General features: G+C 64.7%; 22 protein-coding genes and 3 pseudogenes. 10 read left to right on the top strand and 15 right to left on the bottom strand.

What is annotated here, in order from left to right:
* Window positions 1-296: 296 nt before the first annotated feature.
* The gene (hemA, locus tag ACETMP_RS19775) at window positions 297-1,526 is read left to right on the top strand and encodes a 5-aminolevulinate synthase (protein ID WP_375157498.1); all 1,230 of its coding nucleotides are present in this window, start codon (window positions 297-299) and stop codon (window positions 1,524-1,526) included.
* A gap of 343 nt (window positions 1,527-1,869) precedes the next feature.
* Window positions 1,870-5,378: pseudogene (locus ACETMP_RS19780) on the top strand (NahK/ErcS family hybrid sensor histidine kinase/response regulator).
* 928 nt (window positions 5,379-6,306) lie between these two features.
* Here ACETMP_RS19780 and ACETMP_RS19785 read toward each other — a convergent pair.
* From ACETMP_RS19785 to ACETMP_RS19805, 5 genes are all read right to left on the bottom strand, one after another.
* A complete protein-coding gene (locus ACETMP_RS19785; RefSeq protein WP_375157499.1) occupies window positions 6,307-7,914 on the bottom strand; it encodes a TRAP transporter large permease subunit in 1,608 nt (535 codons plus the stop codon).
* Window positions 7,911-8,450 (bottom strand): TRAP transporter small permease subunit, encoded by a 540-nt coding sequence (locus ACETMP_RS19790; RefSeq protein WP_375157500.1) that lies wholly within the window; start codon window positions 8,448-8,450, stop codon window positions 7,911-7,913. Before ACETMP_RS19790 ends, ACETMP_RS19785 begins: the two co-directional genes overlap by 4 nt.
* A gap of 544 nt (window positions 8,451-8,994) precedes the next feature.
* Window positions 8,995-9,231, bottom strand: a complete 237-nt coding sequence (locus tag ACETMP_RS19795; RefSeq protein ID WP_375157501.1) for a hypothetical protein — start codon at window positions 9,229-9,231, stop codon at window positions 8,995-8,997.
* A gap of 18 nt (window positions 9,232-9,249) precedes the next feature.
* Window positions 9,250-9,459 (bottom strand): hypothetical protein, encoded by a 210-nt coding sequence (locus ACETMP_RS19800; protein ID WP_375157502.1) that lies wholly within the window; start codon window positions 9,457-9,459, stop codon window positions 9,250-9,252.
* A gap of 192 nt (window positions 9,460-9,651) precedes the next feature.
* Complete coding sequence (locus tag ACETMP_RS19805) at window positions 9,652-10,323, bottom strand: response regulator transcription factor (RefSeq protein ID WP_257179477.1); 672 nt, start codon at window positions 10,321-10,323, stop codon at window positions 9,652-9,654.
* Window positions 10,324-10,664: 341 nt separating this feature from the next.
* On the opposite strand from ACETMP_RS19805, the gene ACETMP_RS19810 reads away from it, so the two are divergent.
* On the top strand, window positions 10,665-12,290 hold the full coding sequence (locus ACETMP_RS19810) for an MFS transporter (RefSeq protein ID WP_375157503.1): 1,626 nt from the start codon (window positions 10,665-10,667) through the stop codon (window positions 12,288-12,290).
* Between the two features lie 117 nt (window positions 12,291-12,407).
* Here the strand turns inward: ACETMP_RS19810 and ACETMP_RS19815 are convergent, their stop codons facing one another.
* Together ACETMP_RS19815 and ACETMP_RS19820 are read right to left on the bottom strand one after the other, a co-directional pair.
* Window positions 12,408-12,881 carry a secondary thiamine-phosphate synthase enzyme YjbQ gene (locus tag ACETMP_RS19815; protein WP_375157504.1) on the bottom strand — a complete coding sequence of 158 codons (474 nt, stop codon included), beginning with the start codon at window positions 12,879-12,881 and terminating at the stop codon, window positions 12,408-12,410.
* A 160-nt stretch (window positions 12,882-13,041) separates the two neighbouring features.
* Window positions 13,042-13,605, bottom strand: coding sequence for a hypothetical protein (locus tag ACETMP_RS19820; protein ID WP_375157505.1), 564 nt, complete (start codon window positions 13,603-13,605; stop codon window positions 13,042-13,044).
* Window positions 13,606-13,679: 74 nt separating this feature from the next.
* Here ACETMP_RS19820 and ACETMP_RS19825 point away from each other — a divergent pair, with 74 nt between their 5' ends.
* The 6 genes from ACETMP_RS19825 to ACETMP_RS19850 all read left to right on the top strand — a co-directional run bounded on the left by ACETMP_RS19825 (window position 13,680) and on the right by ACETMP_RS19850 (window position 16,602).
* The gene (locus tag ACETMP_RS19825) at window positions 13,680-13,829 is read left to right on the top strand and encodes a hypothetical protein (protein WP_375157506.1); all 150 of its coding nucleotides are present in this window, start codon (window positions 13,680-13,682) and stop codon (window positions 13,827-13,829) included.
* 135 nt (window positions 13,830-13,964) lie between these two features.
* Window positions 13,965-14,339 carry an AtpZ/AtpI family protein gene (locus tag ACETMP_RS19830; RefSeq protein WP_028134059.1) on the top strand — a complete coding sequence of 125 codons (375 nt, stop codon included), beginning with the start codon at window positions 13,965-13,967 and terminating at the stop codon, window positions 14,337-14,339.
* Between the two features lie 109 nt (window positions 14,340-14,448).
* Window positions 14,449-15,198, top strand: coding sequence for a F0F1 ATP synthase subunit A (locus ACETMP_RS19835; protein WP_028134058.1), 750 nt, complete (start codon window positions 14,449-14,451; stop codon window positions 15,196-15,198).
* A 53-nt stretch (window positions 15,199-15,251) separates the two neighbouring features.
* Window positions 15,252-15,482 carry a F0F1 ATP synthase subunit C gene (locus ACETMP_RS19840; protein ID WP_007599451.1) on the top strand — a complete coding sequence of 77 codons (231 nt, stop codon included), beginning with the start codon at window positions 15,252-15,254 and terminating at the stop codon, window positions 15,480-15,482.
* 65 nt (window positions 15,483-15,547) lie between these two features.
* Entirely contained in the window at window positions 15,548-16,111 is a 564-nt protein-coding gene (locus ACETMP_RS19845; RefSeq protein ID WP_028134057.1) for a F0F1 ATP synthase subunit B, read from the top strand.
* A gap of 5 nt (window positions 16,112-16,116) precedes the next feature.
* Window positions 16,117-16,602, top strand: a complete 486-nt coding sequence (locus ACETMP_RS19850; RefSeq protein WP_375157507.1) for an ATP F0F1 synthase subunit B — start codon at window positions 16,117-16,119, stop codon at window positions 16,600-16,602.
* 202 nt (window positions 16,603-16,804) lie between these two features.
* Here ACETMP_RS19850 and ACETMP_RS19855 read toward each other — a convergent pair.
* The 5 genes and pseudogenes from ACETMP_RS19855 to ACETMP_RS19875 form a co-directional block, all read right to left on the bottom strand.
* Window positions 16,805-17,454, bottom strand: a pseudogene (locus tag ACETMP_RS19855) (hypothetical protein).
* Window positions 17,455-17,576: 122 nt separating this feature from the next.
* Complete coding sequence (locus ACETMP_RS19860; protein ID WP_375157508.1) at window positions 17,577-18,164, bottom strand: GNAT family N-acetyltransferase; 588 nt, start codon at window positions 18,162-18,164, stop codon at window positions 17,577-17,579.
* A 37-nt stretch (window positions 18,165-18,201) separates the two neighbouring features.
* Window positions 18,202-19,491 carry a pitrilysin family protein gene (locus ACETMP_RS19865; protein ID WP_028134054.1) on the bottom strand — a complete coding sequence of 430 codons (1,290 nt, stop codon included), beginning with the start codon at window positions 19,489-19,491 and terminating at the stop codon, window positions 18,202-18,204.
* Window positions 19,488-20,907 (bottom strand): annotated as a pseudogene (gene thrC, locus ACETMP_RS19870) (threonine synthase). The gene ACETMP_RS19865 and the pseudogene thrC overlap by 4 nt, the downstream one beginning before the upstream one ends.
* A 609-nt stretch (window positions 20,908-21,516) precedes the next feature.
* Complete coding sequence (locus ACETMP_RS19875; protein ID WP_028134052.1) at window positions 21,517-22,161, bottom strand: response regulator transcription factor; 645 nt, start codon at window positions 22,159-22,161, stop codon at window positions 21,517-21,519.
* Between the two features lie 86 nt (window positions 22,162-22,247).
* On the opposite strand from ACETMP_RS19875, the gene ACETMP_RS19880 reads away from it, so the two are divergent.
* Window positions 22,248-23,588 carry a histidine kinase gene (locus tag ACETMP_RS19880; protein WP_375157509.1) on the top strand — a complete coding sequence of 447 codons (1,341 nt, stop codon included), beginning with the start codon at window positions 22,248-22,250 and terminating at the stop codon, window positions 23,586-23,588.
* Window positions 23,589-23,631: 43 nt separating this feature from the next.
* Here ACETMP_RS19880 and ACETMP_RS19885 read toward each other — a convergent pair whose 3' ends face one another.
* From ACETMP_RS19885 to ACETMP_RS19895, 3 genes are all read right to left on the bottom strand, one after another.
* The gene (locus tag ACETMP_RS19885) at window positions 23,632-23,997 is read right to left on the bottom strand and encodes a nuclear transport factor 2 family protein (RefSeq protein WP_375157510.1); all 366 of its coding nucleotides are present in this window, start codon (window positions 23,995-23,997) and stop codon (window positions 23,632-23,634) included.
* Between the two features lie 113 nt (window positions 23,998-24,110).
* Entirely contained in the window at window positions 24,111-24,863 is a 753-nt protein-coding gene (locus ACETMP_RS19890; protein WP_375157511.1) for an SURF1 family protein, read from the bottom strand.
* On the bottom strand, window positions 24,860-25,261 hold the full coding sequence (locus ACETMP_RS19895) for a DUF983 domain-containing protein (protein ID WP_100177975.1): 402 nt from the start codon (window positions 25,259-25,261) through the stop codon (window positions 24,860-24,862). The genes ACETMP_RS19890 and ACETMP_RS19895 overlap by 4 nt, the downstream gene beginning before the upstream one ends.
* Window positions 25,262-25,284: the final 23 nt, after the last annotated feature.

The raw sequence follows: 25,284 nt of genomic DNA on the forward strand, positions 1-25,284 counted from the left end.
GGACGAGAACAAGACGACGAGATCGGCGCGACCAGCTCGGCCATCATGGACGCAGGGCGCCCCATGGACAAAATGTCCAAGCCGGCTGCAGCGGTCTGCGGCTTTCGCGGGAGCCGCCATCCGCGGCGGCGGGACGCGTTAGGCGTTTGATCCACATCAACTATCGCCTGCGAGACGACGCTATCAATATACCCGCGCGCCGCGCACCAAATGTGTGCTGGCGCATAGACATTGGAGCTGGAAAAGCTCTAAAAATGGGTGGCCGCCTTGGCCGGGTTCCGTTGCAGGTTTTGCCGATGGATTACAACCAGTTCTTCGATTCCGCCCTCGATCGTCTCCACGCGGAGCGGCGCTACCGCGTGTTCGCCGACCTCGAGCGCACGGCCGGCCGGTTCCCGCACGCGGTCTGGCACTCGCCCAAGGGCAAGCGCGACGTCGTGATCTGGTGCTCCAACGATTATCTCGGCATGGGCCAGCACCCGAAGGTGGTCGGCGCCATGGTCGAAACCGCGACGCGCGTCGGCACCGGGGCCGGCGGCACCCGCAACATCGCCGGCACCCATCATCCGCTGGTCCAGCTTGAGGCCGAGCTCGCCGATCTCCACGGCAAGGAAGCCGCGCTGCTGTTCACCTCGGGCTATGTCTCGAACCAGACCGGCATTCCGACCATCGCAAAGCTCATTCCGAACTGTCTCATTCTGTCGGACGAGCTCAACCACAATTCGATGATCGAGGGCATCCGCCAGTCCGGCTGCGAGCGGGTCGTGTTCCGTCACAACGATGTGGCGCATCTCGAGGAGCTGCTGAAAGCGGCCGACCCGAACCGCCCGAAGCTGATCGTCTGCGAAAGCCTCTATTCCATGGACGGCGACGTCGCCCCGCTCGCCAAGATCTGCGATCTCGCCGAGAAATACGGCGCGATGACCTATGTCGACGAGGTCCACGCCGTCGGCATGTACGGCCCGCGCGGCGGCGGCATCGCCGAACGTGACGGCGTCATGCACCGCATCGACGTTCTCGAAGGCACCCTCGCCAAGGCGTTCGGCTGCCTCGGCGGCTACATCGCCGCCAACGGCCAGATCATCGATGCCGTGCGCTCCTATGCGCCGGGCTTCATCTTCACCACCGCGCTGCCGCCGGCGATCTGCTCGGCTGCGACCGCCGCGATCAAGCATCTGAAGACCTCGAACTGGGAGCGCGAGCGCCACCAGGACCGCGCCGCCCGCGTCAAGGCGATCCTCAACGCCGCCGGCCTGCCCGTGATGTCGAGCGACACCCACATCGTGCCGCTGTTCGTCGGCGATCCCGAGAAGTGCAAGCAGGCGTCCGACCTCCTGCTCCAGGAGCACGGCATCTACATCCAGCCGATCAACTATCCGACTGTCGCCAAGGGCAGCGAGCGGCTGCGCATCACGCCCTCGCCCTATCACGACGACGGCCTGATCGATCAGCTCGCCGAAGCTCTGCTGCAGGTGTGGGACCGCCTCGACCTGCCGCTGCGCGCCAAGTCGCTCGCGGCGGAGTAGGCCTTTCTCTTACCCTCCCCTGGAGGGGCAGGGTCGGCTCATATGGAGCGCAGCGAAATGTGAGACGGGGTGGGGTGACGGTCCTTCCACCTCCAACAGTGCCGGTGTGGAAAGATCACCCCACCCCGCTCGCGCTGCGCGCGATCGACCACGGGCGAGCTACGCTCGTCCCGAACCCCTCCAGGGGAGGGTAGGCGCCCGCGGCGCACGCTTGCACCTTAACGACAGCCGCAGTTGCTCCCCCCGCACGGCATTTCGCTGTCGCTTGCGTCCGCTCAACGCGCTAGGTTCATGGGGAAAATGAGCTCGGGCGCCGCCGGTGCCCAGGGAGACGCGTGCTCGCATGCTGCACGATTGGGGCGTGATCGCCGCCGCCTTCGGCTATATCGGCTTCCTGTTCCTGGTGGCGAGCCATGGCGATCGCCGCTCGCCGGCCGGGCGCGGTCGTGCCCCCGGGCTGATCTATCCGCTGTCGCTGGCGATCTATTGCACGTCCTGGACCTTCTTCGGCTCGGTCGGCTTCGCCACTCGCACCTCGACCGACTTCCTCGCCATCTATGTCGGCCCGATCCTGATGATCGGGCTCGGCGCCGGTGTCCTGCGCCGCGTGATCCAGCTGGCGAAGGCCCACAACATCACCTCGATCGCCGACTTCATCGGGGCCCGCTACGGCAAGAGCCAGGCGGTGGCGGCGACCGTCGCCGGAATCGCGATCATCGGCTCGGTGCCCTACATCGCGCTTCAACTCAAGGCGGTCGCCTCCTCGCTGGAGACGATCCTGAGCGAGGACCAGGCCTTCTCCCACATCCCGCTGATTGGCGACGTCGCGCTGATGGTGACGCTGGCGATGGCGGCCTTCGCCGTGCTGTTCGGCACCCGGCAGACCGACGCCACCGAGCACCAGCACGGCCTGATGCTGGCGGTCGCGACCGAATCCATCATCAAGCTGGTCGCCTTTCTCGCCGCCGGCATCTTCGTCACCTTCTGGATGTTCTCGCCGCAGGAGCTGATCGAGCGCGCCATGAAGACGCCGGAGGCGGTGCGCGCCATCAATTATTCGCCCTCGATCGGCAACTTCCTCACCATGACGCTGCTGTCGCTCTGCGCGATCATGCTGCTGCCGCGCCAGTTCCACGTCAGCGTGGTCGAGAACTCCTCCGACGCCGAGGTCGGCCGCGCGCGCTGGCTGTTCCCGCTCTACCTCGTGGCCATCAATCTGTTCGTGATCCCGATCGCGCTTGCCGGCCTCATCACCTTCCCGTTCGGGGCGGCCGAACCCGACATGTACGTGCTGGCGTTGCCGATGGAGGCCGGCGCGGATCTGCTCAGCGTCGTCGTGTTCGTCGGCGGCCTGTCCGCGGCCACCGCGATGGTGATCGTGGAGTGCGTCGCGCTCTCCATCATGGTCTCGAACGACCTCGTGGTGCCCCTGGTGCTGCAGCGGCGGCCTGAGGGGCGCACCGGCGGCGCCGATTTCAGCAACTTCCTGCTGCGCTCGCGGCGGCTCGCGATCTTCGCCATCATGGTGATGGCCTATTTCTACTATCGCGCGCTCGGCAGTACCCAGCTCGCCGCTATCGGCCTGCTCTCCTTTGCCGCCATCGCCCAGCTTGCACCGAGCTTCTTCGGCGGGCTTTTATGGCGGCGCGCCACCGCGCGCGGCGCGATCGGCGGCATGCTGGTCGGCTTCGCGGTGTGGCTCTACACGCTGTTCATGCCGAGCTTCATGGATTCCTCGACCACGGGAATCCTGCTGCTCCAGCACGGCCCGTTCGGCATCGAGGCGCTGCGGCCGCAGGCGCTGTTCGGCGCCGACCTGCCGCCGCTAATGCACGGCGTCATCTGGTCGCTGTCGCTCAATATCCTGACCTATGTGCTGCTGTCGCTGGCGCGAAGGCCCTCGTCCATCGAGCTGTTGCAGGCCGACCTGTTCGTGCCCGATACGCTGGCGCCGATCTCCCCCAGTTTCCGCCGCTGGCGCACCACGGTCACCGTGCAGGACATCCAGACCACCGTGGCGCAATATCTCGGACCCGACCGTGCGCGGCACTCCTTCGAGGCGTTCTCCGCGCGGCGCAATCTGCGGCTCGAACCGGGAGCTCCCGCCGATTTCGAGCTGTTGCAGCACGCCGAGCACCTGATCGCCTCCTCGATCGGAGCTGCCTCCTCCCGCCTCGTGATGTCGCTGCTGCTGCGCAAGCGCACGGTCTCGGCCAAAGCCGCGCTCAAGCTGCTCGACGATTCGCACGCGGCGCTGCATTTCAACCGCGAGATCCTGCAGACCGCGCTGAACCACGTGCGCCAGGGCATCGCGGTGTTCGACGCCGACCTGCAGCTGATCTGTTCCAACCGGCAGTTCGGCGATCTCCTCAATGTTCCCCCGCACATCGTCCAGTTCGGCACGCCCCTGCGCGAGATCCTGGAATTCATGGACGCGAGCGATCCGGACCGTCAGGCCAACAGCGAGGCGATGATCGAACAGCGGCTCGCGGCCTACACCACCGACAGCGAGCCATATCTCGAACGCCTGCCGGAACGCCACATGGTGATCGAGGTGCTCACCAACCGCATGCCAGGCGGCGGCTTCGTCATCACCTTCACCGACGTCACGCCCAGCTTCGAGGCGGCCGAAGCGCTTGAGCGCGCCAACGCCACGCTGGAAAAGCGCGTGCGCGACCGCACCGAGGAGCTGACGCGGCTGAATTCCGAGCTCGCCCTGGCCAAGAGCGCGGCGGAAGACGCCAGCATCTCCAAGACCCGCTTCCTCGCCGCCGCCAGCCACGACATTCTCCAGCCGCTGAACGCAGCCCGGCTCTATGTCACCAGCCTGGTCGAGCGCCAGCACAACGGCGAGGAGACGCGGCTGGTCGAGAACATCGACGAATCGCTGCAGGCGATCGAGGAGATCCTCGGCGCGCTGCTCGACATCTCCCGGCTGGACGCCGGCGCGATGACGACCTCGATCTCGAGCTTCAAGATGGCCGATCTGATGCGCTCGCTGGAGATCGAGTTCGCGCCGGTCGCGCGCGCCAAGGGCCTCGAGCTCGTCTTCGTGCCCTGCTCGCTGCCGGTCGAATCGGATCGGCTCCTGCTGCGGCGCCTGCTGCAGAACCTGATCTCGAACGCCATCAAATACACTCCGCGCGGACGCGTGCTGGTCGGCTGTCGCCGCCAGGGCCCCTCGCTCAAGATCTGCGTCTACGACACCGGCGTCGGCATCCCCCGGTCAAGCGCGGCGAGATCTTCAAGGAATTCCATCGCCTGGAGCAGGGCGCGCGGATCGCGCGCGGCCTCGGCCTTGGGCTCTCGATCGTCGAACGGCTGGCGCGGGTGCTCAAGCATGGCATCGCCATCGACGGGACTGCAAGCGGCGGCTCGGTGTTCTCCGTGACGGTGCCGACGGCGAAGGCGATCACCCACACCGCCGCCGTGACCAGTGCGACGCCGCTGGCGCGCACGCCGATCTCGGGCGCGCTGATTGTCTGCATCGAGAACGACGCGGCGATCCTTGACGGCATGCGGACGCTGCTGAAAGCGTGGGACGCCGAGGTGATCGCGGTCGCCGATCCCGAAGGCGCGATCGCGGCGATCGAAGCGGCCGGCCGCCGCGTCACCGGCCTTTTGGTCGACTATCACCTCGACCGCGGCAACGGCATCGCCGCGATCCGCGAGATCCGCCGCCGTTTCGGCGACGGCATTCCCGCGATCCTGATCACGGCCGACCGCAGCCCCGCGGTGCAGGCCGCCGCGCGCGACGAGAAGGTCGCGGTGCTCAACAAGCCGGTCAAGCCGGCCTCGCTCCGCGCCCTGCTCGGCCAGTGGCGCACGCAGCAGATGGTGGCGGCGGAGTAGAGGCGCAACACGCCGTTAACTCCGTCATCCTGAGGTGCTTTTTCTGCGCTGCAAGCGCGGGAAAAGCCTCGAAGGATGTAAGGCCTGGATGCGACGGGGCCGTCGCCCTGCGAGGCTCTTCATGGGCGCGCTGCGCCCATGAAGAGTGCCTCAGGGTGACGGTCGGAGAGTAGCGATCGCTGCAATACTTGGTTCATATGTTAGGACACGCGCTCGCCTTCTCGCGGCGCGTTTCGCCCGAGTCTTGCGCTTCTCGTCACGCCCTTCCGGAGAAAAGGGTGCAGGGAAGGCCGGGTGCCGGCTGGCACCCGCGGTCCGCTGCGCGAAATGCGCACGCAGGAAGAACCGCACAGCAGCATACAGGTGGTGCCGAACACACGGCCTTCCCTGCGCGATGGTCGGACGGCTTATGCCGCGCTCTCCCGGGAGCCGAACTTTCCTTCTGGCCTCCCTCGCCTTGCGGAAGTCGCCGGCATCGCCGCCGGTTGGCGCCATGTCGCCTCCACAAGGCTTGACCGTAGCAACGACGGCCAGGACCACACGGTTTTGCCGTACGCACACAGCGCCGTTCGTACAACGCGGCTTGCGAAGCGCTCACGGGGCTCGGCTCAATCCATCACCCCGCCCTGCGTCTCACATCCGCGACGGCGCCAATGCGTCCACCGCAGCCCGATCCGCGGCTCGTGACGACGTACGACCGCCCCTTTCGCCGGACCAGGATGGGTCACATCTACGACAAATCAGAAATTCTGTAAAGCAGAATCTTGGCCACTGGTCGATTGACCCAGACGTTGCTGTTTTGCGCGACGACGGCCCCATCCCTTGGGTGCCTCGGGCATGTCCCCGCGAATCATGTCTCGAGGAACGCGGCACATGGTGTCATCTCCAGCAGCCGCGCGAAAAGCGGAAGTGCCTCGGCGGACGTCCCTTAGTTCTTGGGCTGCCCGAGATCGAACACCGGCGGCGGCAGCTCGATGTCCGGAATCTCGATCTTGATCTTATCCAGATCCGCCTTGGTCGGAGCGTCCAGCAGCCCGGTGACAGTGATCGGGAATGCGATGACGACCGCAACCATGATCGCCTGCAGGCCGATCCAGGGCATTGCGCCCCAATAGATGTCCGAGCTCTTGACCTCCTTCGGTGCCACGCCACGTAGATAGAACAGAGCGAAGCCGAACGGAGGGTGCAGGAACGAGGTCTGCATGTTGACGCAGAGCATGACGCCGAACCAGATCAAGGCGGCGTCAGCCCCGACGACGGGCATGAGCAGCTTCTGTGCGATTGGCGCGATCATCGGGATGATGATGAAAGCGATCTCGAAGAAGTCGAGGAAGAAGGCAATGAAGAAGATGAACAGGTTCATGAAGATCAGGAAGCCCCAGACGCCTCCCGGGAGCGACGTCAGCATGTGCTCCAGCCAGACGCCACCATTGCAGCCGAGAAAGACGATCGAGAAGCACGTCGATCCGATCAAGATGAATGTGACCATGCAGGTGATGCGCATGGTGGTCTCGTAGCCCTGCTTGACCAGGTCGCGCAGGTCCGGAATCCTGACCGCTTCGAGGCAGACCCAGGCGACCGCTAGGTAGGAGATCGCGAAGGCGATCTTGAACGCCAGGTTCGGCGTGAAGTAGATGCCGATGATGGTGCCGACTCCCGCCGCGGCAACGCCGATGAGCAAAATCTTGTGTCCGGCCGAACTAAAATCCTTGTGATGGATCACGGCCAGGACGATCGCGCCGACGGCGCCCATCGCGCCCGCTTCGGTCGGCGTCGCGAGACCCAGCATCATCGTGCCGAGCACCACGAAGATCAGAACGGCGGACGGAATGATGCCCAGAAGGCATTTGCGCCAGAGCGCCCAGCCCTTGAGCGTCCTCGCTTCCTTGGGCACCGCCGGGACATGGCTCGGCTTAACGATGCTCAGAACGAAGGTATAGCCCGCGAACAGCGCGATCTGGAGGATCGATGGCCCCCAAGCGCCGAGATACATGTCGCCCACCGACTTGCCGAGCTGGTCCGCGAGCACGATCAGAACCAGCGAAGGGGGCACCAGCTGGGTTATGGTGCCGGAGGCTGCGAGCACGCCGGTGATGTAGCGCACGTTGTAGCCGTAGCGGATCATGACCGGCATCGAGATCAGCGCCATCGCGATCACCTGCGCCGCCACGGTGCCTGTGATGGCCCCAAGGATGAAGCCGACAATGATCACGGAATAGCCGAGACCGCCGCGAACGGGCCCGAACAGCTGCCCCATCGAATCCAGCATGTCCTCTGCGAGGCCGCATCGTTCGAGGATCGCTCCCATGAACGTGAAGAATGGGATCGCCAGGAGCAGCTCGTTGGCCAGAACGCTGCCGTAGATGCGCTCCGGGATCGCTTGGAGGAAGCTGAACCCGAAAAACCCCAAATGGATCGCGAGAAATCCGAACGAAAGCCCGAGGGCGGCCAGCGTGAAGGCGACCGGAAAGCCGATCAGCATCGCCAACACAAGTCCGCCGAACATCAGCGGCGGCATCATCTTGATCGTGATCATTGGGTCGGCCGCTCGTATTTCGCATCGATGGTGACTTCACCGCGCAAGGCAGCAATGCGTTTGATCACCTCCGAGACGCCTTGCAGAGCCACCATGAAGAAGCCGGCCGTCAGGACAAACTTGATCGGCCAGCGGAGAAGACCACCAGCATTGTTCGACATTTCGCCGATGATGAACGAGTTGTAGAACATGGCCCACGACAGGTAGCTGAGGAGCAGGCAGGCCGGGACGAGGAAGACCAACGTCCCGATCAGGTCTAGCCACAGCTGGCCGCGTTCGGAGAGCATGAGATAAAGGATCTCGACGCGGACATGCTCATTGCGCTTGAAAGTATAGGAGGAGCCGAACATCACGATGACGGCGAACATGTACCACTGCGTTTCGAGCCAGCTGTTCGAGCTGTAGCTGAACGCATACCGGATCATCGCATTGACAGCACTCACGACGCAGGCCGCGAGCACCAGAATGTTGCAGACGTTGCCGACCTTTTCGTTCAGCCAGTCGATAGCCGTACTCACCGCCAACAATGGGCGCATCGATGTCTCGTCCCCGCTCGCTGGGTGCTCAGCCCAAACGAGTAGGACAGGCCGCTGGATCAGCAGCCTTCGGGTCCTGCGCGGGAGCTAGTCCACCCCTCCTGATGCTTCCGCCCGTTCTTGTTGTCGGTTTTCGGCAAGACATGTTCAGGTCTCACCCGCCGCGTGAAGCAGGGCCACCTTTACCGTCGGCCAATTCCCGGTCAACAGGAAAATGGACAATTTGCCGCAGCAATGTCTAAGTTGGCATCACTGGGCTTAATTGGGTTGACCTTCGGGACTTACCGGCGACGCAACCGGCGGAGGACAACCTCCAGCGAGATATCACTGCTCCGGAGGAGGATTTCGTGATCGGCGCATTCCTAGTCGTCTTGTCGATCGCTCTCCTCTGGGTTTTCCTGCCTCGCAACGGGCAGTCACATCGTTGGATGGAGCTGCCATTCTTTGAGACAGGAGTCCCCCTGGTGATCACATGGCCTTCTCAGCTGGTCTGACGATGGTGATCGACCGCATCTTCTGACCGGTGTCGGCTGTCGAGGCGCGCCTAACCCTCGACGTCGTACTGCTTGCAGAGGTGATCGCCGATCTGGACGAGCATGGCGACGCATTCCGGGTAGCCCGGCCGATCAGAGGTCGCCTGATCAGCGCTGGCTCGAAACTCCCAGGATTTCCCGTCGCGGAGGATGGAAATCGTCATTCCATCGGGACAGTCGGCGTGAACCTTCAATTCGGCCTTCGCCATAGCAATCAGCTCGCTTTCAGATTTTACGGGCTTGCTCATTCGTTGGCCCTTGGTCCCCTAGCGAACAACGCCGGCCGCATCGTCGTCGTTGGGCATCACCCAATCGAGGGCGAGCAAGCAAGCTTCCAGCAGAACGAAAGCGACAAGGCCGCCAACCACACCAAAAAACACGACGGAAAAGGTCCCCAGTAGAAGCGCACAGAAGGCATCTGCAAGCACCTTAGAAGTGCGATCGGATTGAGTTTGGTTGGATGTGAAATACGGCATCTTCATCCTCCGGAGCTTGACGCCAACTTAGCCAAATCAGTCCCCGGCCGTCTATTTCCAAACGGCGGCTCAGCGGTCCAGCTAATCCGTCGATCGAAATGTCCGCAACGGGTCAAACCGCCGAAGCTCTCATCGCACAGAATGACTCCGCTCTGCCTCAAGCCCGGACATCCGCCAGTTAGCTCGTAAGCGCTAGCCCGTCGGCGTGCCCTGCCTCCACTGGCCGCCGGCGATCTTGGCGGCCGCGATCACGGCCTGGGTGCGGCTCTCGACGCCGAGCTTTTGCAGGATGGCCGAGACATGCGCCTTGATGGTGGCCTCGGAGACCCCGAGCTCGTAGGCGATCTGCTTGTTGAGGAGACCCTCCGACAGCATCATGAGGACCCGGACCTGCTGCGGCGTCAGCGTCACCAGGCGGTCGCGCAGGCGCGTCATGTCTGGGTCGCCAGCCGCGGACAGGTCGGTGTCGGCGGGAACCCAGACGTCGCCTTCCATCACCTTGAGGATGGCGTCGCGCAACGTCTCGACGCCGAAGCGCTTTGGAATGAACCCGGACGCACCGAAATCGAGCGAGCGGCGGATCGTGGCGCTGTCGTCGGAGGCCGAGACGATCACGACCGGGATCGCAGGATATTGCGCGCGCAGATAGATCAGACCGGAAAAGCCGGAGATCCCGGGCATCGAGAGGTCGAGCAGGATCAGATCGACGTCCGAGGACTGTTCCAGGAGCTTGGTCAGATCCTCGAACGACCCGGCCTCGTCGATTTGGGCCGAGGTCAGGACGCCGGCCACCGCCTGTCGCAGCGCATCGCGGAACAGGGGATGGTCATCGGCGATGACGAGATGGGTCGATGGAGCGTTCATCGTTCTCTTGCTGTCGTTCGCAGGCCGGCGGACCGATCCCGGGTGCGGCAATTCTTCCCTGAGCGGCCGTGGCATGCAAGTGCGCATTATCCCTTTGCCGCAAAGGGGTTAATCCCGGAGCCTCCCGAAGATCGCGCACCGGCGCCCGATACCGCGCATCAGCTGCGCGTCAGTGCGCAAGGCCGAAAGTCGTATTGGGGCGGGTTTCACGCCGATGTTACCTTATGGGCAAGTCCTGGATTGATCCGGCATGTCCGGACATCCGGGGGCGCGAGGAAACACGTTTCGGGGAGCGACTCAACATGTCGACAATGGCTGTATCTCAAACAGGCGCAGGAGGGATGACGAAGGACGAACGCTTCGTCATTCTCGCTTCCTCGCTCGGTACCGTTTTCGAATGGTATGATTTTTACCTCTACGGTTCGCTGGCCGGCATCATCGGCGCGCAGTTCTTCTCGGCCTATCCGCCGGCAACCCGCGACATCTTCGCACTGCTTGCGTTCGCAGCCGGCTTCCTGGTCCGTCCGTTCGGCGCGATCGTGTTCGGCCGCGTCGGCGACATCGTCGGCCGCAAATACACCTTCCTCGTCACCATCCTGATCATGGGCCTGTCGACCTTCATCGTCGGCCTGCTGCCCAACGCTGCCACCATCGGCATCGCGGCTCCGATCATCCTGATCGTGCTGCGCCTCGCCCAGGGCCTGGCGCTCGGCGGTGAGTATGGCGGCGCGGCGACCTATGTCGCGGAGCATGCTCCGAACGGCAAGCGCGGCTACTACACCTCCTTCATTCAGACCACAGCGACGCTCGGCCTGTTCCTGTCGCTGCTGGTGATTCTGTTCACCCGCAGCGCCCTCGGCGAACCTGAATTCGCCGCCTGGGGCTGGCGCATTCCCTTCCTGGTCTCGGTGCTGCTGCTCGGCATCTCGGTCTGGATCCGGCTCCGCCTCAACGAATCCCCGATCTTCCAGAAGATGAAGGAAGAGGGCAAGGGCTCGAAGGCGCCGCTGACCGAAGCCTTCGGCAACTGGCAGAACGGCAAGCTCGTGCTGCTCGCGCTGCTCGGCGGCGTGATGGGCCAGGGCGTGGTCTGGTACACCGGTCAGTTCTACGCGCTGTTCTTCCTGCAATCGATCCTGAAGGTCGACGGCTACACCGCCAACCTGCTGATCGCCTGGTCGCTGCTGCTGGGCACCGGCTTCTTCATCGTGTTCGGCGCGCTCTCCGACAAGATCGGCCGCAAGCCGATCATCCTCGGCGGCTGCCTGATCGCGGCACTGACCTTCTTCCCGATCTTCAAGATGATCACCACCAACGCCAACCCGGCGCTGGAAAAGGCCATCGAGCAGACCAAGGTCGAGGTGGTGGCCGATCCCGCACTCTGCGGCGACCTGTTCAACCCGGTCGGCACCCGCGTCTTCACCGCACCTTGCGACACCGCACGTGCGTTCCTGTCGCAGTCGTCGGTCAAGTACACGAACACGCCGGGCGCGGCCGGCTCGGGCGTGAAGGTGGTGGTCAACGGCAAGGACATTGCCTACACGAACGCCAAGGATAGCAACCCGGCTGTCCTGGCCGCCGTGCAGGCTGCCGGCTATCCGAAGGCCGGTGACGCCGGTATCGTGAAGATGGCACATCCGTTCGACATCTTCCGTCCGCAGGTGGCCGCGATCGTCGGCCTGCTCTTCATCCTGGTGCTGTTCGTCACCATGGTGTACGGCCCGATCGCGGCGATGCTGGTCGAACTGTTCCCGACCCGCATCCGCTACACCTCGATGTCGCTGCCCTACCATATTGGTAACGGCTGGTTCGGCGGCCTGTTGCCGGCGACCGCCTTTGCCATCGTGGCCTCGACCGGCGACATCTATGCCGGCCTCTGGTACCCGATCATCTTCGCCTCGATTACCGTCGTGATCGGCTTCTTCTTCCTGCCCGAGACCAAGGACGTCGACATCAAGGGCACCTGATCGAACCGATCCCAACCAGCACCAACCGGCCGCGGTCTCCCGCGGCCGGTTTTGTTTTATGTCAGCTTTTGCTTCGTTTCTGGACGCGCGCCGGCGCCCGCCTGGCTCGGAAACGCTCTACTGATTGCTGCCGACGAATTGCAGCACCACCTCGCGCCGGTGCGGGCGCTTGCGATGCTCGATCAGATAGATCGCCTGCCAGGTCCCGAGTGCGAGCCTGCCGTCCAGAACCGGGACCTGAAGCGAGGTCCCGGTCAACATCGTCTTGACGTGGGCCGGCATGTCGTCCGGTCCTTCGGTGTCGTGGGTCCAGCCGGCATTCTCCGGCGCGAGCCGGGACAGCGCCGTGGCGAGGTCAACGAGCACGGAAGGGTCAGCGTTCTCCTGGATCGTCAGTGAGGCCGAGGTATGGCGGATGAACAGCGTCAAGGCACCGTCGCGGGCGCGAACCTCGTCGATGAATCTTGCAGTTTCGCTGGTGAGATCGGTGAAGCCGTGGCCCGATGTCTGCACCGTCAGCAGCGACGACGCGACCGTGGTAGCCTGCACCGACGATGGCGCCGAGCGGGTGATTGATCTGGCCGATGTCATGAAGCGCCTCTCAACTCGCAAAGCACTGTGGGTCTCTCAACCCGGAAAGCCCCCGTAGGGTTGGGCAAAGGCGCAGTTGCGCCGTGCCCACGATCTTTCCCGATCGTCAAAAATGGTGGGCACGCTTCGCTTTGCCCACCCTACCGCAGCTCGTCGCGCTTCAGATCTTTCCCGACACGTCCCTCTGCACGCGGTTGGCGATGTCGATCAGCCGCCGCCAGGCCTTTTCAAGGAACGACATCACGCGATCGATGTCCTGGTCGCTCGGCAGCGGGATCTCGATCTTGCGCTCGCCCTCGGCGCTCCGAGGCTCGACGTTCTTGGGCTCGGCGCTCCTGGGCTCGGCTTTCTTCAGCGGGTCGGATTTCGGCAGCGCCTCGTCGACCTTGCCCGACACCGTCGGCCCCGCCGCGAGCTGCCCCTTCAGCTTCTCGACCTCGGCCTGGAGCCTGCCGATCTCGGCGTCGAGCGCGGTCCGTTCGTCGGGCACCGCATAGCAGGCCCAGCCGGCGTCGTTCTTGGTGCAGGTCGAGACCGTGCCGGTGCGGGTGTCGAGCCGCAGCACGCCCTCGGGGATGGGCGTCATGCTGTAGCGACCGTTTTCGCCGTCGGGTGCGGATGGCGCAGCCATCAGGCCGCCGCCGATCGCCATCGCCGCGGCGAACGCCGCCGCCGCAAGCCAGGATGCTGGGAAGGATGTTGTGGATGACGTCACGGGTCTCATCGCGCTCTCCGCCACGACGCGCACGTGGCAATCCAATAGATTCTACACCCCGGCAAAGCGATCCGCCGCCCAAAATGCACACCGACATCAACGATCGCGGCAGCGTCTTCGATCCCGACAGCGCGGCGAAAGGGCGGCCGCAGCCGCCGATCATGCGGCGCGCTGCTGCGGTGCGGCGTCACGCTGTGTGCAGCGCTGCCGTTCGTGCCAATATTGCCAAATAAATCAGTCACATAACCGAAAGCGACGCAATCGTGACTTGGCTTGACTTGATTATAGGCCATCAGTATGGTCCGCGCGGCTTTTGAGGGTGGCGGGCGTAATTTCCATTCAGCCGCAGCGTTTCGGGTCTTTGTTGCATGACACAGGGCACGGGACACGGCGGGAATGGAGATCGCGATAGATCGTCCGAGGAAGCTGCGCTTTCCGAACGGCTCGGAAGTCTTGATCACAGGTTGTCCGAATTTCGCGACCGCCGGATCAAGACCGAGCAACCCGCAGGTGACGGTGGAGACGGAGCGGCCAGAGCCTCGGCGATGGCGCTTGGTTTCCGACTATCCTCGGAGTTGATCGCCGGTGTCGCTGTCGGAGGGGGGATTGGCTGGGGCTTCGACCGCTTGCTGTCGACCTCGCCTTTCGGGTTTATCGTGTTCCTGTTGCTGGGCTTCGTCGCCGGCGTGGTGAATGTGGTGAGAACGGCAGGCGCGGGTCAGAACAGGCGCGGTGGATCTTAGCCGATCCGCACCAGCAGAGTGATCGTGCCGGTCTTGCCGGCACGGGCCGGCCCGGCCGGCAGACCGAGACCCGCCGGCATAGCCCGGCAGACCAAGAGATGCCGCGCTGATGAAAATCGATCCGATCCACCAGTTCAACATCGAGCCTCTCTTCACGCTGGGCCATATCGGCAATCACACGATCGCCTTCACCAATTCGTCGCTCTATATGCTGGTGGCGGTGGCCATCATCTCGATCCTGATGCTCGCCAGCGGAACCCAGCTGGTTCCCGGGCGCCTGCAGTCGATCGCCGAGATCTCCTACGAATTCGTCGCCTCGACCATCCGCTCGACGGCCGGCGCGGAAGGCATGAAGTTCTTCCCGCTGATCTTCTCGCTGTTCATGTTCATCTGCGTCTCGAACCTGGTCGGCATCATCCCCTACACCTTCACGGTGTCGAGCCATCTGATCGTCACCGCGGCGCTCGCGCTGCTGGTCTTCTTCACCGTCCTGATCTACGGCCTCTACAAGAACGGCCTGAAGTTCTTCAAGATTTTCGTTCCCCACGGCGTCCCCATCTACATCCTGCCGCTGGTCATGTTCATCGAGATCCTGTCGTTCTTCCTGCGGCCGGTCTCCCACAGCGTCCGTCTCTTCGCCAACATGCTGGCCGGCCACATCGCGCTGAAGGTCTTCGCGGGCTTCGTCGCCATGCTCGGCTTCTCGCTGGGCGCGCTCGGCTGGGTCGGCGGCGTGCTGCCGCTCGCGCTCACGGTCGCGCTGACGTCGCTGGAGCTGCTGGTCGCGTTCCTGCAGGCCTACGTGTTCGCGATCCTGACCTGCATCTACCTCAACGACGCCATTCATCCGGGACACTGAACGGTCCGGGGAATTTCCACCCACCACCCAATCTTTCTTCCAAGGAGTCTAAAATGGATCCGGCAGCAGCAAAACTTATCGGCGCGGGCATCGCGTGCATCGGCATGGGCGGTGCGGGCGTCGGCGTGGGCGTGATCTTCGGCAACTACCTCGCCGCAGCCGTCCGCAACCCGTCGGCCGCTCAGGGCCAGTTCGGCAACCTGATCTTCGGCTTCGCCGTGACCGAAGCGCTCGGCATCTTCTCGCTGCTGATCGCGCTGTTGCTGCTGTTCGTTCCGCTCTGAGGACGACGTTTTTCGCGCCGTTCCAGTCCCTGGGACGGCGCGTGTGACAGCAACAGGAGAACTCCATGGCTGAGAGTCATGGCGGCGCAAAAGGTCCGGCGGGCGCTCATACCGAGGCTGACGGTGGTCACCACGGTGGCGGCTTTCCGCCGTTCGAGAGCAGCAGCTTCGCTTCACAGCTGGTGTCGCTCGCGATCTTCTTCGTCCTGCTTTACGTGATCGTGTCCAAGCTCGCTCTGCCGCGCATCGGCGGTGCGATCGAGGCGCGTCAGAACAAGATCGAGGGTGACCTCGCCGAGGCGCAGAAGCTGAAGGATCAGTCCGAGGCGGCGCTGAAGGCCTACGAAAGCGAGCTCGCTGCGGCGCGCGCGCGGGCGCAGGCGATCGGCAACGAATCCCGCGACAAGGCGAATGCGCAGGCCGAGGCCGAGCGCAAGGCGCTGGAACAGCAATTGGCGGCCAAGCTCGCCGAGGCGGAGAAGACCATCGCCTCGACCCGCGCCACCGCCATGAGCAACGTCCGCGGCATCGCGGCCGATGCGGCCGGCCAGATCGTGCAGCAGCTGACCGGCGTCGTTCCCGACGCCGCCTCGGTCAATGCCGCGGTCGATGCGTCCCTGAAAGGTTAGTCGAGATGGTCTTCGAACCTGAATTTTGGGTCGCCGTCGCCTTCGTGATCCTGATGGTCGTGTTCGGCTATCTCGGGGTCTTCAAGACGGCGATGACCGCGCTCGATCATCGTGCCGCCCGCATCAAGGCCGAGCTCGACGACGCCCAGCGCCTCAAGCAGGAAGCCGCCAAGGTGCTTGCCGACTACAAGGCGCGCACCGCCTCGGCCGAGCGCGAGGCCGCCGAGATCATCGCCAACGCCAGAAGCGAAGCCGAGCGCATCGCGACTGATGCCAAGGCGAAGGTGGAAGACTTCGTCGCCCGCCGGACCAAGACTGCGGAGAGCAAGATCGCGCTCGCCGAGGCCCAGGCGCTGGCCGATGTCCGCGCCGCAGCCGCCGAAGCCGCCGTCCAGGCCGCCTCGACGATCCTGTCGCAGTCGGTCAAGGGCCAGGTCGCCGACGATCTGCTGGCCAAGGGCATCAGCGAAGTCAGGCAGAAGCTGAACTGAGGGTCTTGCCTTCACCAATCAGAAAGCCGGCGCGATGAGCGCCGGCTTTTTTGTTTGTCGAAAGACTCTCGTGTCCCGGACGCGGCGCGGCATGAAATGACGCGACGCTGAGCCGGGACCCAGTATGCCGCGGCATGGGCCCCGGCTCTGCAGCGCACCGCTGAAGAAGCGCTGCGCTGCGTCCGGAGCACGAGATTGCGCCCTATTTCTTCTTCCGCCCCTTCGGCTCGGGCGCGAGCGCCTGCGGGTCGAAGCCGACATAGAAAATGTAGTTATCGGCGACCGCGGGTGCTGGCACCGGATAGGTCATGTCCTCGATAACGAAGGTAAAGGGCACACTGCCCCCTGGAGTCATGTCGACCGTGGTCCGGTAGGCCTTCGAGGCGATCACCTTCTCGCCGACGCCGCCCTGCACGACGGCGAAGCGCAGGGGCACCTCGACGGAGGCAGGCGCACCGGCGGGACCGGCGATCACGCGGCCTTGGATGCCAATCCGGGCCGTGATGCCGGCGCTGCTGCGGGCACATTCGCGCGCCATCTTGGTGATCGAGGCCTGGAAGCGAATATCGTTGCCGACGGCCGGCTTGCCGGCGGTGCCGACCGCATAGGTCGAGGCTCCCGCACGCACCGTGACCTGCGGGCAATCGAGCTCGTCTTCGGCCGGCTGGCCGGGCGCAGGCGGCGGCTTGGGCTCGGCCGGCTCGTCGGACTTGCCCCCGAACAGGCTCTTGAAGCGGTCGGTCAGAGACTGGGCCTTCACCGGCGGGACAGAGGCGAGCACAACCGACAACGCCAGCGCGATTCCCCTCCCAGCCGCAACGCATTCCGCGATGACCGAAGCTGCTGCACCATCAACGCCTATACTCCAATGACAATTGTCCGGCCGATCGCCGTCCGGGGCATGCGGTTATATCGCCAAAATCGGCGAACCCAAGGCAGCAAAAAGGGGGACTTGGCCGCATGAATCGGGCAGTTCAGCCGCGGAAATCCTCGTGCAGGAGGCCGAACAGCAAATGATCCTGCCAGACCCCGTTGATGCAGAGATAGCGGCGCGCCAAGCCCTCACGGGAGAAGCCGCACTTCTCCAGCACCCGGATCGACGGTGCATTGGTGGGGATGCAGGCGGCCTCGACCCGGTGCAGATTGAGCTCGCCGAACAATGTCGGCAGCAGCACCCGCAGCGCGGCCGTCATGTAGCCGCGATGGGCATGAGGCTGCCCGACCCAATAGCCGATGGTGCCGGCCTGCACGATGCCGCGGCGGACATTGGCCAGCGTGATGCCGCCGACCATGGCGCCGTCGAGCTCGCGGAAGATCAGAAAGGGATAGGAACGGTCCGCGGCGATGTCCTCCGCATAGCGGCGCAGACGGCGGCGGAAGCCCGAGCGGGTGAGATCGTCCGAGGGCCAGATCGGCTCCCACGGCGTCAGGTAGTCGCGGCTGGACTCGCGCAGATGAGCCCATTGCAGGAAGTCCGACATCTGCGGCGCACGCAACAACAGCCCGTTACCGCGCGGTGCGAGGGCGGCGGGTCCACTGGACGGCAGGCGAAAGAGGGCCATGGTGATGCTTCCGTGGGCGGGCGCCCTTGGGCGGCTCCTAGTGCAGCCGAGCCTTGGCGCGCGCCCGGGTCAATCCTTCCGCAAAAGCCACCGCCGTGTCCAGACCCCTGCCACTGCCCAATGCGACAACGGCAGGCCGGCTCCGTGACAACAGCGCACGCGCCGCGTCCCGGGTCGATTCGACGCTGACGGCGTCGATTCGCCCGACCAGTTCCTCGACCGTCTGCGGCCGGCCATAGGCGAGGACGTGCCGGGCGAGCTGCTCGGCGCGGGAGGAGCAGCTCTCCAGCGCCATCAGCAGACCCGCCTTCATCTGCGCCTTGGCCCGCGCGATCTCGGCCTCGGTCAGCGTCTCCACCGAATCATTCATGATGTCGACCACGACCTCCATCATCTCCGGCGCATCGGCCGGATCGGTGCCGGTGTAGAGGCCGAAGAACCCGGTATCGGTATAGGGCGCGTGGAACGAATAGATGGAGTAGCAGAGGCCGCGCTTCTCGCGCACCTCCTGGAACAGGCGCGAGGACATTCCGCCGCCGAGGACGTTGGTGAAGACCTGGAGCGAGAACAGCGCCGGATCGTTCTGCGGCACGCCTTCCAGCGCCAGCGTCAGATGCGCCTGCTCCAGCTCGCGATGCACCACCTTGGCGCCGCCCTTGCCGAACTGAGCGGTTTGCGGCTTCGGGCCCGGCGCCGCCTCGAAACTGGCAAAGCGCTTCTCGGCCTCGGCGACCACCTGATCGTGATCGACCGCGCCGGCCGCCGCCACCACCATGTCGGGCCCGCGATAGTGCGTCGAGAGGTAACCGCGCAGCATGTCGCGGTTGAAGCTGCGCAGCGTCTTGGCCGTGCCGAGCAGCGAGCGGCCCATCGGCTGGTCGGGATAGCAGAGCTCGTTCAGATGCTCGAACACGACGTCGTCGGGCGTATCCTGCGCGGCGCCGATTTCCTGCACGATGACGTTCTTCTCGCGCTCCAGCTCGTCGGGCTCGAAGGCCGGATTGGCGAGGATGTCGGCGAGCACGTCGAGCGCGAGCGGCACGTCGGCCTTCAGCACCCGCGCGTAATAGGACGTGGTCTCGGTCGAGGTGCCGGCGTTGAGGTCGCCGCCGACCGCCTCGATCTCCTCGACGATCTCGCGCGAGGAACGCTTCGTGGTGCCCTTGAACGCCATGTGTTCGAGCAGATGGGAAATGCCATGCTCGTTCGGCTTCTCGTCACGGCCGCCGACGCCGGCCCAGACGCCGAGCGCGGCGGTCTCGAGCTGGGGCATCTTGTCGGTGACGACGGTCAGGCCGGAGGCAAGCTTGGAAATCTCGACGCTCATCCGGCAACTCCCTGCTTTGCAGCGCGGCTGACCGACAGCACGAACTGCTCGACCTCGGCCTGATCGTTCTTCATCACCTTCATGTGTTCGGATTTGGTCATCAAACCGTCGAGCCAGGCCGGCAGTTGCGGCCGCTGGCCGCAGGCCGCTTCGACGGCGTCGGGGAATTTGGCCGGATGGGCGGTGGAGAGCACGATGCTCGGCACCCGCGTATCCGTGGTGTCGCGGTCGGCGACAGCGAGCGCCACCGCCGTGTGGGGATCGACCAGCTCGCCTGCCTCGCGCCAACCGGCGCGGATCGCAGCCGCGGTCTCGGTCTCGTCGGCGCGCCCGGCGTCGAACTCCTCGCGGATGGCGGCCAGCGTCGCATCGGGCAGCACGAAACGCCCGGACTGCTTCAGCGAATCCATCAGGCGACGCACGCCCGCCGCATCGCGCCGCCCGGCCTCGAACAGCAGCCGCTCGAAATTCGACGAGATCTGGATATCCATCGACGGCGACGCCGTCGCGTGCACCTCGCGCACTTCGTAGATCCCCGTCTTCAGCGTGCGCGCCAGGATGTCGTTGACGTTGGCGGCAATGCGCAGGGTCCGCACCGGCAATCCCATGCGCTTGGCGACGTAGCCGGCAAAGATGTCGCCGAAATTGCCCGTCGGCACCACGAAATCCACCGCGCGCGCTGGCGCACCGACGGCAACGGCCGAGGTGAAATAATAGACCACCTGGGCGACGATGCGCGCCCAGTTGATGGAATTGACGCCCGAGAGCGAGGTCGCATCGCGGAAGCGATGGTTGTTGAACATCCCCTTCACGAGCGCCTGGCAATCGTCGAAATTGCCCTCGATGGCGAGCGCATGGACGTTGGCCGCGCCCGTCGTCGTCATCATCCGCCGCTGCACCTCGGAGATGCGGCCGTGCGGAAACAGCACGATCAGGTCCACGTTCTCGAGGCCGGCGAAAGCCTCCACAGCGGCGCCGCCGGTATCGCCTGACGTCGCGACCACGATGGTGGTGCGCTGGCCGCGCTTGGCCAGCACATGGTCCATCAGCCGCGAGATGAGCTGCATCGCGACGTCCTTGAAGGCGAGCGTCGGACCGTGGAACAGCTCCAGCACGAACTGGTGCGGCGACATCTGGCGCAGCGGCACGACCGCCGGGTGGCGGAAGGTCGCATAGGCCTCGTTCGCCATGCGGCCGAGCTCGGCGTCGGTGATCTCGCCACCGGCAGAAGGGACGAATCACATCGACCGCGACCTCCCAATAGGGACGGCCGAAGAAGCCGGCGATGGTCTCGGTCGACAGCTGCGGCCAGATGGTCGGCACATACAGGCCGCCGTCGCGCGCCAGCCCGGTCAACATCACGTCGCAGAAGCCGAGTTCGGGGGCTTCGCCCCGGGTCGAGATATAACGAGTCAAACTGCCCTCCAAAGGCGGGGCAGCCTGAGCCGCCCTTTAAGCCTTTGATTTTGCGAAATTACTTGTTAGCGGCCAGAGGCTTTGGGCCACCATAAAGTGTTTTGCGGCATCAGGAAACCGCTTCCCGCCTTGAGCCGATCCAACGAAAAAGGGGCTGCGGTTTGCCGCAACCCCTCTCTTGGAAGGTCTGTCGTTGATGTGTGCAGACCGGTTTGCCTATCGGGGTCACCGACCCGTCAAAACTTGTTCGCGCAACCTTTCGTCGCCTGTCACGAAACCGTCAAGGGCGAAAACGACCAGGGGACGAAAATGTTCCTATTTTTCCCGACAACAATCCCGCCCTTGGCGCACGCAGCCAAGCGGCAGCGCGCCGCGTTTGCCGTTATTTCCTGAACTCTTGGAGGTGCCGGGAACGAATGCCGTCTCTCACCATTGGAATCGGCGGATAGGTGTCAGCGGTGTCCATGCATTGCCCGGCTGCACGCTGACACCGATCCGTTCCGCCGAACCGGCTGCGTCGTGGAGCGGCCGGTTCGGTGCTTCCGGGGCAGCAATGCCCAGGCCGTCAGTGCCCGGGTCGCCAGTGCCCGGCCCGTCAGCATCCGGACCTCAATTCATGCCGATTTCCACTGCGATCCTGATCAGGTCGGAATGGTTCTTGGCCCCCAGCTTCTGCTTGAGCAGGGACGTGGTGTTGGCGACCGTCTTGTAGGAGATGCCAAGCGCCTCAGCGACTTCCACGATCTTGTCGCCGCGTCCGAGCAGGCGGAGAATTTCGAGTTCCCGCGGCGTCATCTGCGAGGCCGGGTTGGCCTTGATCGCCGCCCCGGAAAACGTCACGGCTTCCGCCAGTTGCGGTGAGATGAAATTGTCGCCCGCGACCACCTTGCGCACCGCTTTGAGCAGGATCCTGGGATCGTCGCCCTTGGAAACGTAGCCTTGCGCCCCAAGCTCGACGGCCCGCACCACGAAGGCCGGATCGTCATTCATGCTGAACATGATGATCTTGGCGTCGGGATCGTCCTTGCGGATTCGCCGCATCAGCTCGAAGCCTGAGACATCCGGCAGGCTGATGTCGATCACCGCGACGTCCGGCCGCTTGCTGACATAGGCGCGATGCCCGGATTTGGCGTCCGTCGCCTCCTCGATGCGGATCGAATGGTCGGAAGCGAACAGGGTCCGGCAACCCGACAGCACCACGGGATGGTCGTCGACAATCAGGACCCGGGTCCCCGGCTTGGCAGTTTCTTGCATCGCGCGCTCTCTTGTTTCTCGATTCATAGACCGGCGGGAACAAATGGAAAGAGCAAATTCCGCCGATGCGCGTTAGAATTGACCTAATGTGGCAACGACTCTCGTTCAGAACGCAACTGTTTCTTCCGCTCGGCGCGAGTTTTCTGGCGGCGCTGGTCCTGGGCGGCGTCCTGCTCCAGATATTCGCGACCAGCCAGCTCGCCGACGAGCACGAGCCCGCGCGACGGTCCATCCGAACCATCGCGACCGCCCTCAACGACACATTGCGGGCCTCGGACAATCCGCAGAAGACGCTTGACGCCTTTGTCCAATCCTTGGCCGGATCCTCGGACATCCATTTCCGTTCCGCGGAAGGCAGTCCTGCGTCCTCGCCCAAGGACGCCGTGCGAAATCTCCAGGGGGTGCCGCAATGGTTTGTCGAGCTGCTCATGGTGCCGGAGACGGACGCTGCGGCTCCGGTGCTGATCGACGGCAGACATATCGGCGATATCGTGTTCTTACCGGACCTGTCAGCCGACCTGTTCGAGAAGTGGATCGGCTTCCTCGCGCTGGCCGGCCTCGTCGCCGTGCTGATGCTGCTCACCGGGATCATCGCCTACATCTTCGCGGGATCTGCACTGCAACCCCTGCAGCAACTCGGCGAAGGCCTGACGCGGATGCGGCGCGGCGATTACGCAAAGCCGATCCCGGTCGGGGGGCCGCCAGAGATTCGGCGGAGCTGTGAGGAAGCAAACGCGCTGGCTGCGACGCTCGCGCAATTGAGCCAGGACAATCGCGATCTGATGCATCGCCTGGTATCGCTTCAGGACGACGAGCGGCGCGATCTCGCCCGCGAGCTGCACGACGAGCTCGGCCCGCTGCTGTTCAGCATCCGCGCGGGCGCGATCGCGCTGGTGGAGGCCGCGCCGTCGGCGGGAAATCTCGGCAACCCGGTCGAGCAAGTGCTGCAATCGGTCGAGGCGCTCCAGCAGACCAACCGCCGCATCCTCGATCGGCTGCGGCCACTCTACATCGAGGAGCTGGGCCTTGCGACCAGCGTGCAGACGCTGCTCCGGAATTTTCGCAAGCAGGCCCCCCACATCACCCTGACGGATACGATCGATCCGGAGCTCAACGTGATCGACGGAGCGCTGGCCCGGACCATCTATCGGGTGATCCAGGAGGCGCTGACCAACGTGCTGCGCCACGCCAAGGCCGGCGCCGCCCATGTCCAGGCGACCATCGCCGGCGAGACGCTGGTCATCGAGATCTGGGACGACGGCGGCGGCTTCCCCGCCGACAATGTCTTCGGCCGCGGCCTCACCGGCATGCACGAGCGTGTGCGCGCGCTCAGCGGATCGCTGTCATTGCTGCGGGTGGACGAGCGGACCTATGTTCGCTGCCGCCTTCCGGCCGCACCGACACGCGAGGCGGCGGTCAACCGCTGAAGCATGATCCGGAAAAGTGCGCAGCGGTTTTTCAAACAATAACCTAGCACGCGCAGCCGTGATGCGCGTTCTGCCGCGCGGGCTCGCACAGCGTGCTGTGGATCTTGCCTTCCGGACTGAAGCGAAACGAGGCGCGAATGCGCAGCGCGCCGGCGACGGAATATTCGAGATCGACGCCATGCGGCATCGGGTGGATTTCCTCCAGCCCGAAACCCGCCAGCGAGAACGCGCTGAGCCGCGGCTGCCAATAGGCCTCGAGCTCGCTCCGGCCGCGGTAACGCCGCGCGCCGTTGCACGTGCATTCGACCTGGGCGTCGTCGGCATAGAGGTCGAGCAAGGTCATGAGGTCGCCGTTCCGGCAGGCGTCCACCCAGTCGACGACAATTCCCATCTGATCGAAATCGCTCACGCCGCAATCCTGTCTGCCGCGAAAAACCACCGGCGACTTAGGACCACACTCGTGAATGTGCGCTGAATAATAAACCCCGGGCGATACCGGGTTCCGGCGCAAGACCGACCGGCTCAGCTCCGTCGCCGGCCTCTGGCCCACACCGCGAAGGCGATCAGCACGGCGCCCGCGAGCAGGAACCAGGTGATGGCGTATTGCAGGTGGTCGTCCTTCAGATGCACGGCGAGCGGCCCCGGGCGCGGAATTCCGTTCTCGGGCGCCGGCTGCTCGAGATCGACATAGAACGGCGCCACCGCGCCCCAGCCGAGCGCGCTCGCGATGGCCGGATGGTCGCGCACGAACCACAGCCGCTTGTCGCGGTTTTCCGCGGGCGTCAGCCAGCCGGGTGCCTCGGGAAAGCGCAGATAACCGGTCAGCACGACCGGCTGCCCGGTCACGAGCTTCTTCACCGCGCGATCCTCGACGCCGCGGTCCTGCATCGTGTTCTCGACGAAGCCCGCGTCGATCACGACCGTCTCGCCACTCGGAAGCCGCGCCGGCAGGAAGGCCCAGGTGCCGGGGCCGGAGGCGTCCTTGCGTACCGCCGACCCGGACGAATAGACCATCGCATCCGGCAGAGCCGCGTAGGTCGCGGTGAAGCTGACGCGGCGAAACTCGTCGCGTGCGGGATTCAGCTTGCCCCATAGCGTGGGCGGCGGCAGCGGGACCGGCGCTAGGGCCAGGCGCTCGGTGAGCGCCGCCACCAGCTCGTGCTTGGCGGTCCGCCGCTGCAACTGCCAGACGCCGAGTGCGACGAAGACGGCCGTCAGGAACAGCGTGAACAGCGCGAAGCCGGCCACGCGGGGCTTGCGCGCAGGCTGGTTCATTTCGCGCGGTCGACCAACCGGCCTGGCGCCGCCTTGTGGTGGAATTGCAGCGCGATCAGCAGCGACTTCATCGCACGCAGCGGCAGCAGCGTGGTGGCGAGGATCAGCGGCAACCACAGCACCGCATGCAGCCAATACGGCGGCTGGTATTTGACCTCGACGATGAGCGCTGCCGCAACGACGATCCCGCCGGCCAGCATGATGATGAAGATCGCCGGACCGTCGCCGGTATCGATGAAGGCGTAGTCGAGGCCGCAGCGGTCGCAGGCGGGCGCGAGCGTCAGGAAGCCCGCATAGAGCTTGCCCTGGCCGCAGCGCGGACATCGGCAGGCAAGCCCGCGCAGCGCGCTCTGCAGGACGGTGGTTTCGGGCTCGGGTTTGCCGGCGGTGTCATTCATGATGGCGGACCTTATCACAGTTT

It is taken from the genome of Bradyrhizobium dasycarpum (genome assembly GCF_042019905.1).
Taxonomy (GTDB): Bacteria; Pseudomonadota; Alphaproteobacteria; order Rhizobiales; family Xanthobacteraceae; genus Bradyrhizobium; species Bradyrhizobium japonicum_B.

Coding starts and splice junctions, on each gene's coding strand:
- hemA (WP_375157498.1), top strand. CDS start 297: ATGGATTACAACCAGTTCTTCGATTCCGCCCTCGATCGTCTCCACGCG.
- ACETMP_RS19785 (WP_375157499.1), bottom strand. CDS start 7,914: ATGATCACGATCAAGATGATGCCGCCGCTGATGTTCGGCGGACTTGTG.
- ACETMP_RS19790 (WP_375157500.1), bottom strand. CDS start 8,450: ATGCGCCCATTGTTGGCGGTGAGTACGGCTATCGACTGGCTGAACGAA.
- ACETMP_RS19795 (WP_375157501.1), bottom strand. CDS start 9,231: ATGAGCAAGCCCGTAAAATCTGAAAGCGAGCTGATTGCTATGGCGAAG.
- ACETMP_RS19800 (WP_375157502.1), bottom strand. CDS start 9,459: ATGCCGTATTTCACATCCAACCAAACTCAATCCGATCGCACTTCTAAG.
- ACETMP_RS19805 (WP_257179477.1), bottom strand. CDS start 10,323: ATGAACGCTCCATCGACCCATCTCGTCATCGCCGATGACCATCCCCTG.
- ACETMP_RS19810 (WP_375157503.1), top strand. CDS start 10,665: ATGACGAAGGACGAACGCTTCGTCATTCTCGCTTCCTCGCTCGGTACC.
- ACETMP_RS19815 (WP_375157504.1), bottom strand. CDS start 12,881: ATGACATCGGCCAGATCAATCACCCGCTCGGCGCCATCGTCGGTGCAG.
- ACETMP_RS19820 (WP_375157505.1), bottom strand. CDS start 13,605: ATGAGACCCGTGACGTCATCCACAACATCCTTCCCAGCATCCTGGCTT.
- ACETMP_RS19825 (WP_375157506.1), top strand. CDS start 13,680: ATGCACACCGACATCAACGATCGCGGCAGCGTCTTCGATCCCGACAGC.
- ACETMP_RS19830 (WP_028134059.1), top strand. CDS start 13,965: ATGACACAGGGCACGGGACACGGCGGGAATGGAGATCGCGATAGATCG.
- ACETMP_RS19835 (WP_028134058.1), top strand. CDS start 14,449: ATGAAAATCGATCCGATCCACCAGTTCAACATCGAGCCTCTCTTCACG.
- ACETMP_RS19840 (WP_007599451.1), top strand. CDS start 15,252: ATGGATCCGGCAGCAGCAAAACTTATCGGCGCGGGCATCGCGTGCATC.
- ACETMP_RS19845 (WP_028134057.1), top strand. CDS start 15,548: ATGGCTGAGAGTCATGGCGGCGCAAAAGGTCCGGCGGGCGCTCATACC.
- ACETMP_RS19850 (WP_375157507.1), top strand. CDS start 16,117: ATGGTCTTCGAACCTGAATTTTGGGTCGCCGTCGCCTTCGTGATCCTG.
- ACETMP_RS19860 (WP_375157508.1), bottom strand. CDS start 18,164: ATGGCCCTCTTTCGCCTGCCGTCCAGTGGACCCGCCGCCCTCGCACCG.
- ACETMP_RS19865 (WP_028134054.1), bottom strand. CDS start 19,491: ATGAGCGTCGAGATTTCCAAGCTTGCCTCCGGCCTGACCGTCGTCACC.
- ACETMP_RS19875 (WP_028134052.1), bottom strand. CDS start 22,161: ATGCAAGAAACTGCCAAGCCGGGGACCCGGGTCCTGATTGTCGACGAC.
- ACETMP_RS19880 (WP_375157509.1), top strand. CDS start 22,248: ATGTGGCAACGACTCTCGTTCAGAACGCAACTGTTTCTTCCGCTCGGC.
- ACETMP_RS19890 (WP_375157511.1), bottom strand. CDS start 24,863: ATGAACCAGCCTGCGCGCAAGCCCCGCGTGGCCGGCTTCGCGCTGTTC.
- ACETMP_RS19895 (WP_100177975.1), bottom strand. CDS start 25,261: ATGAATGACACCGCCGGCAAACCCGAGCCCGAAACCACCGTCCTGCAG.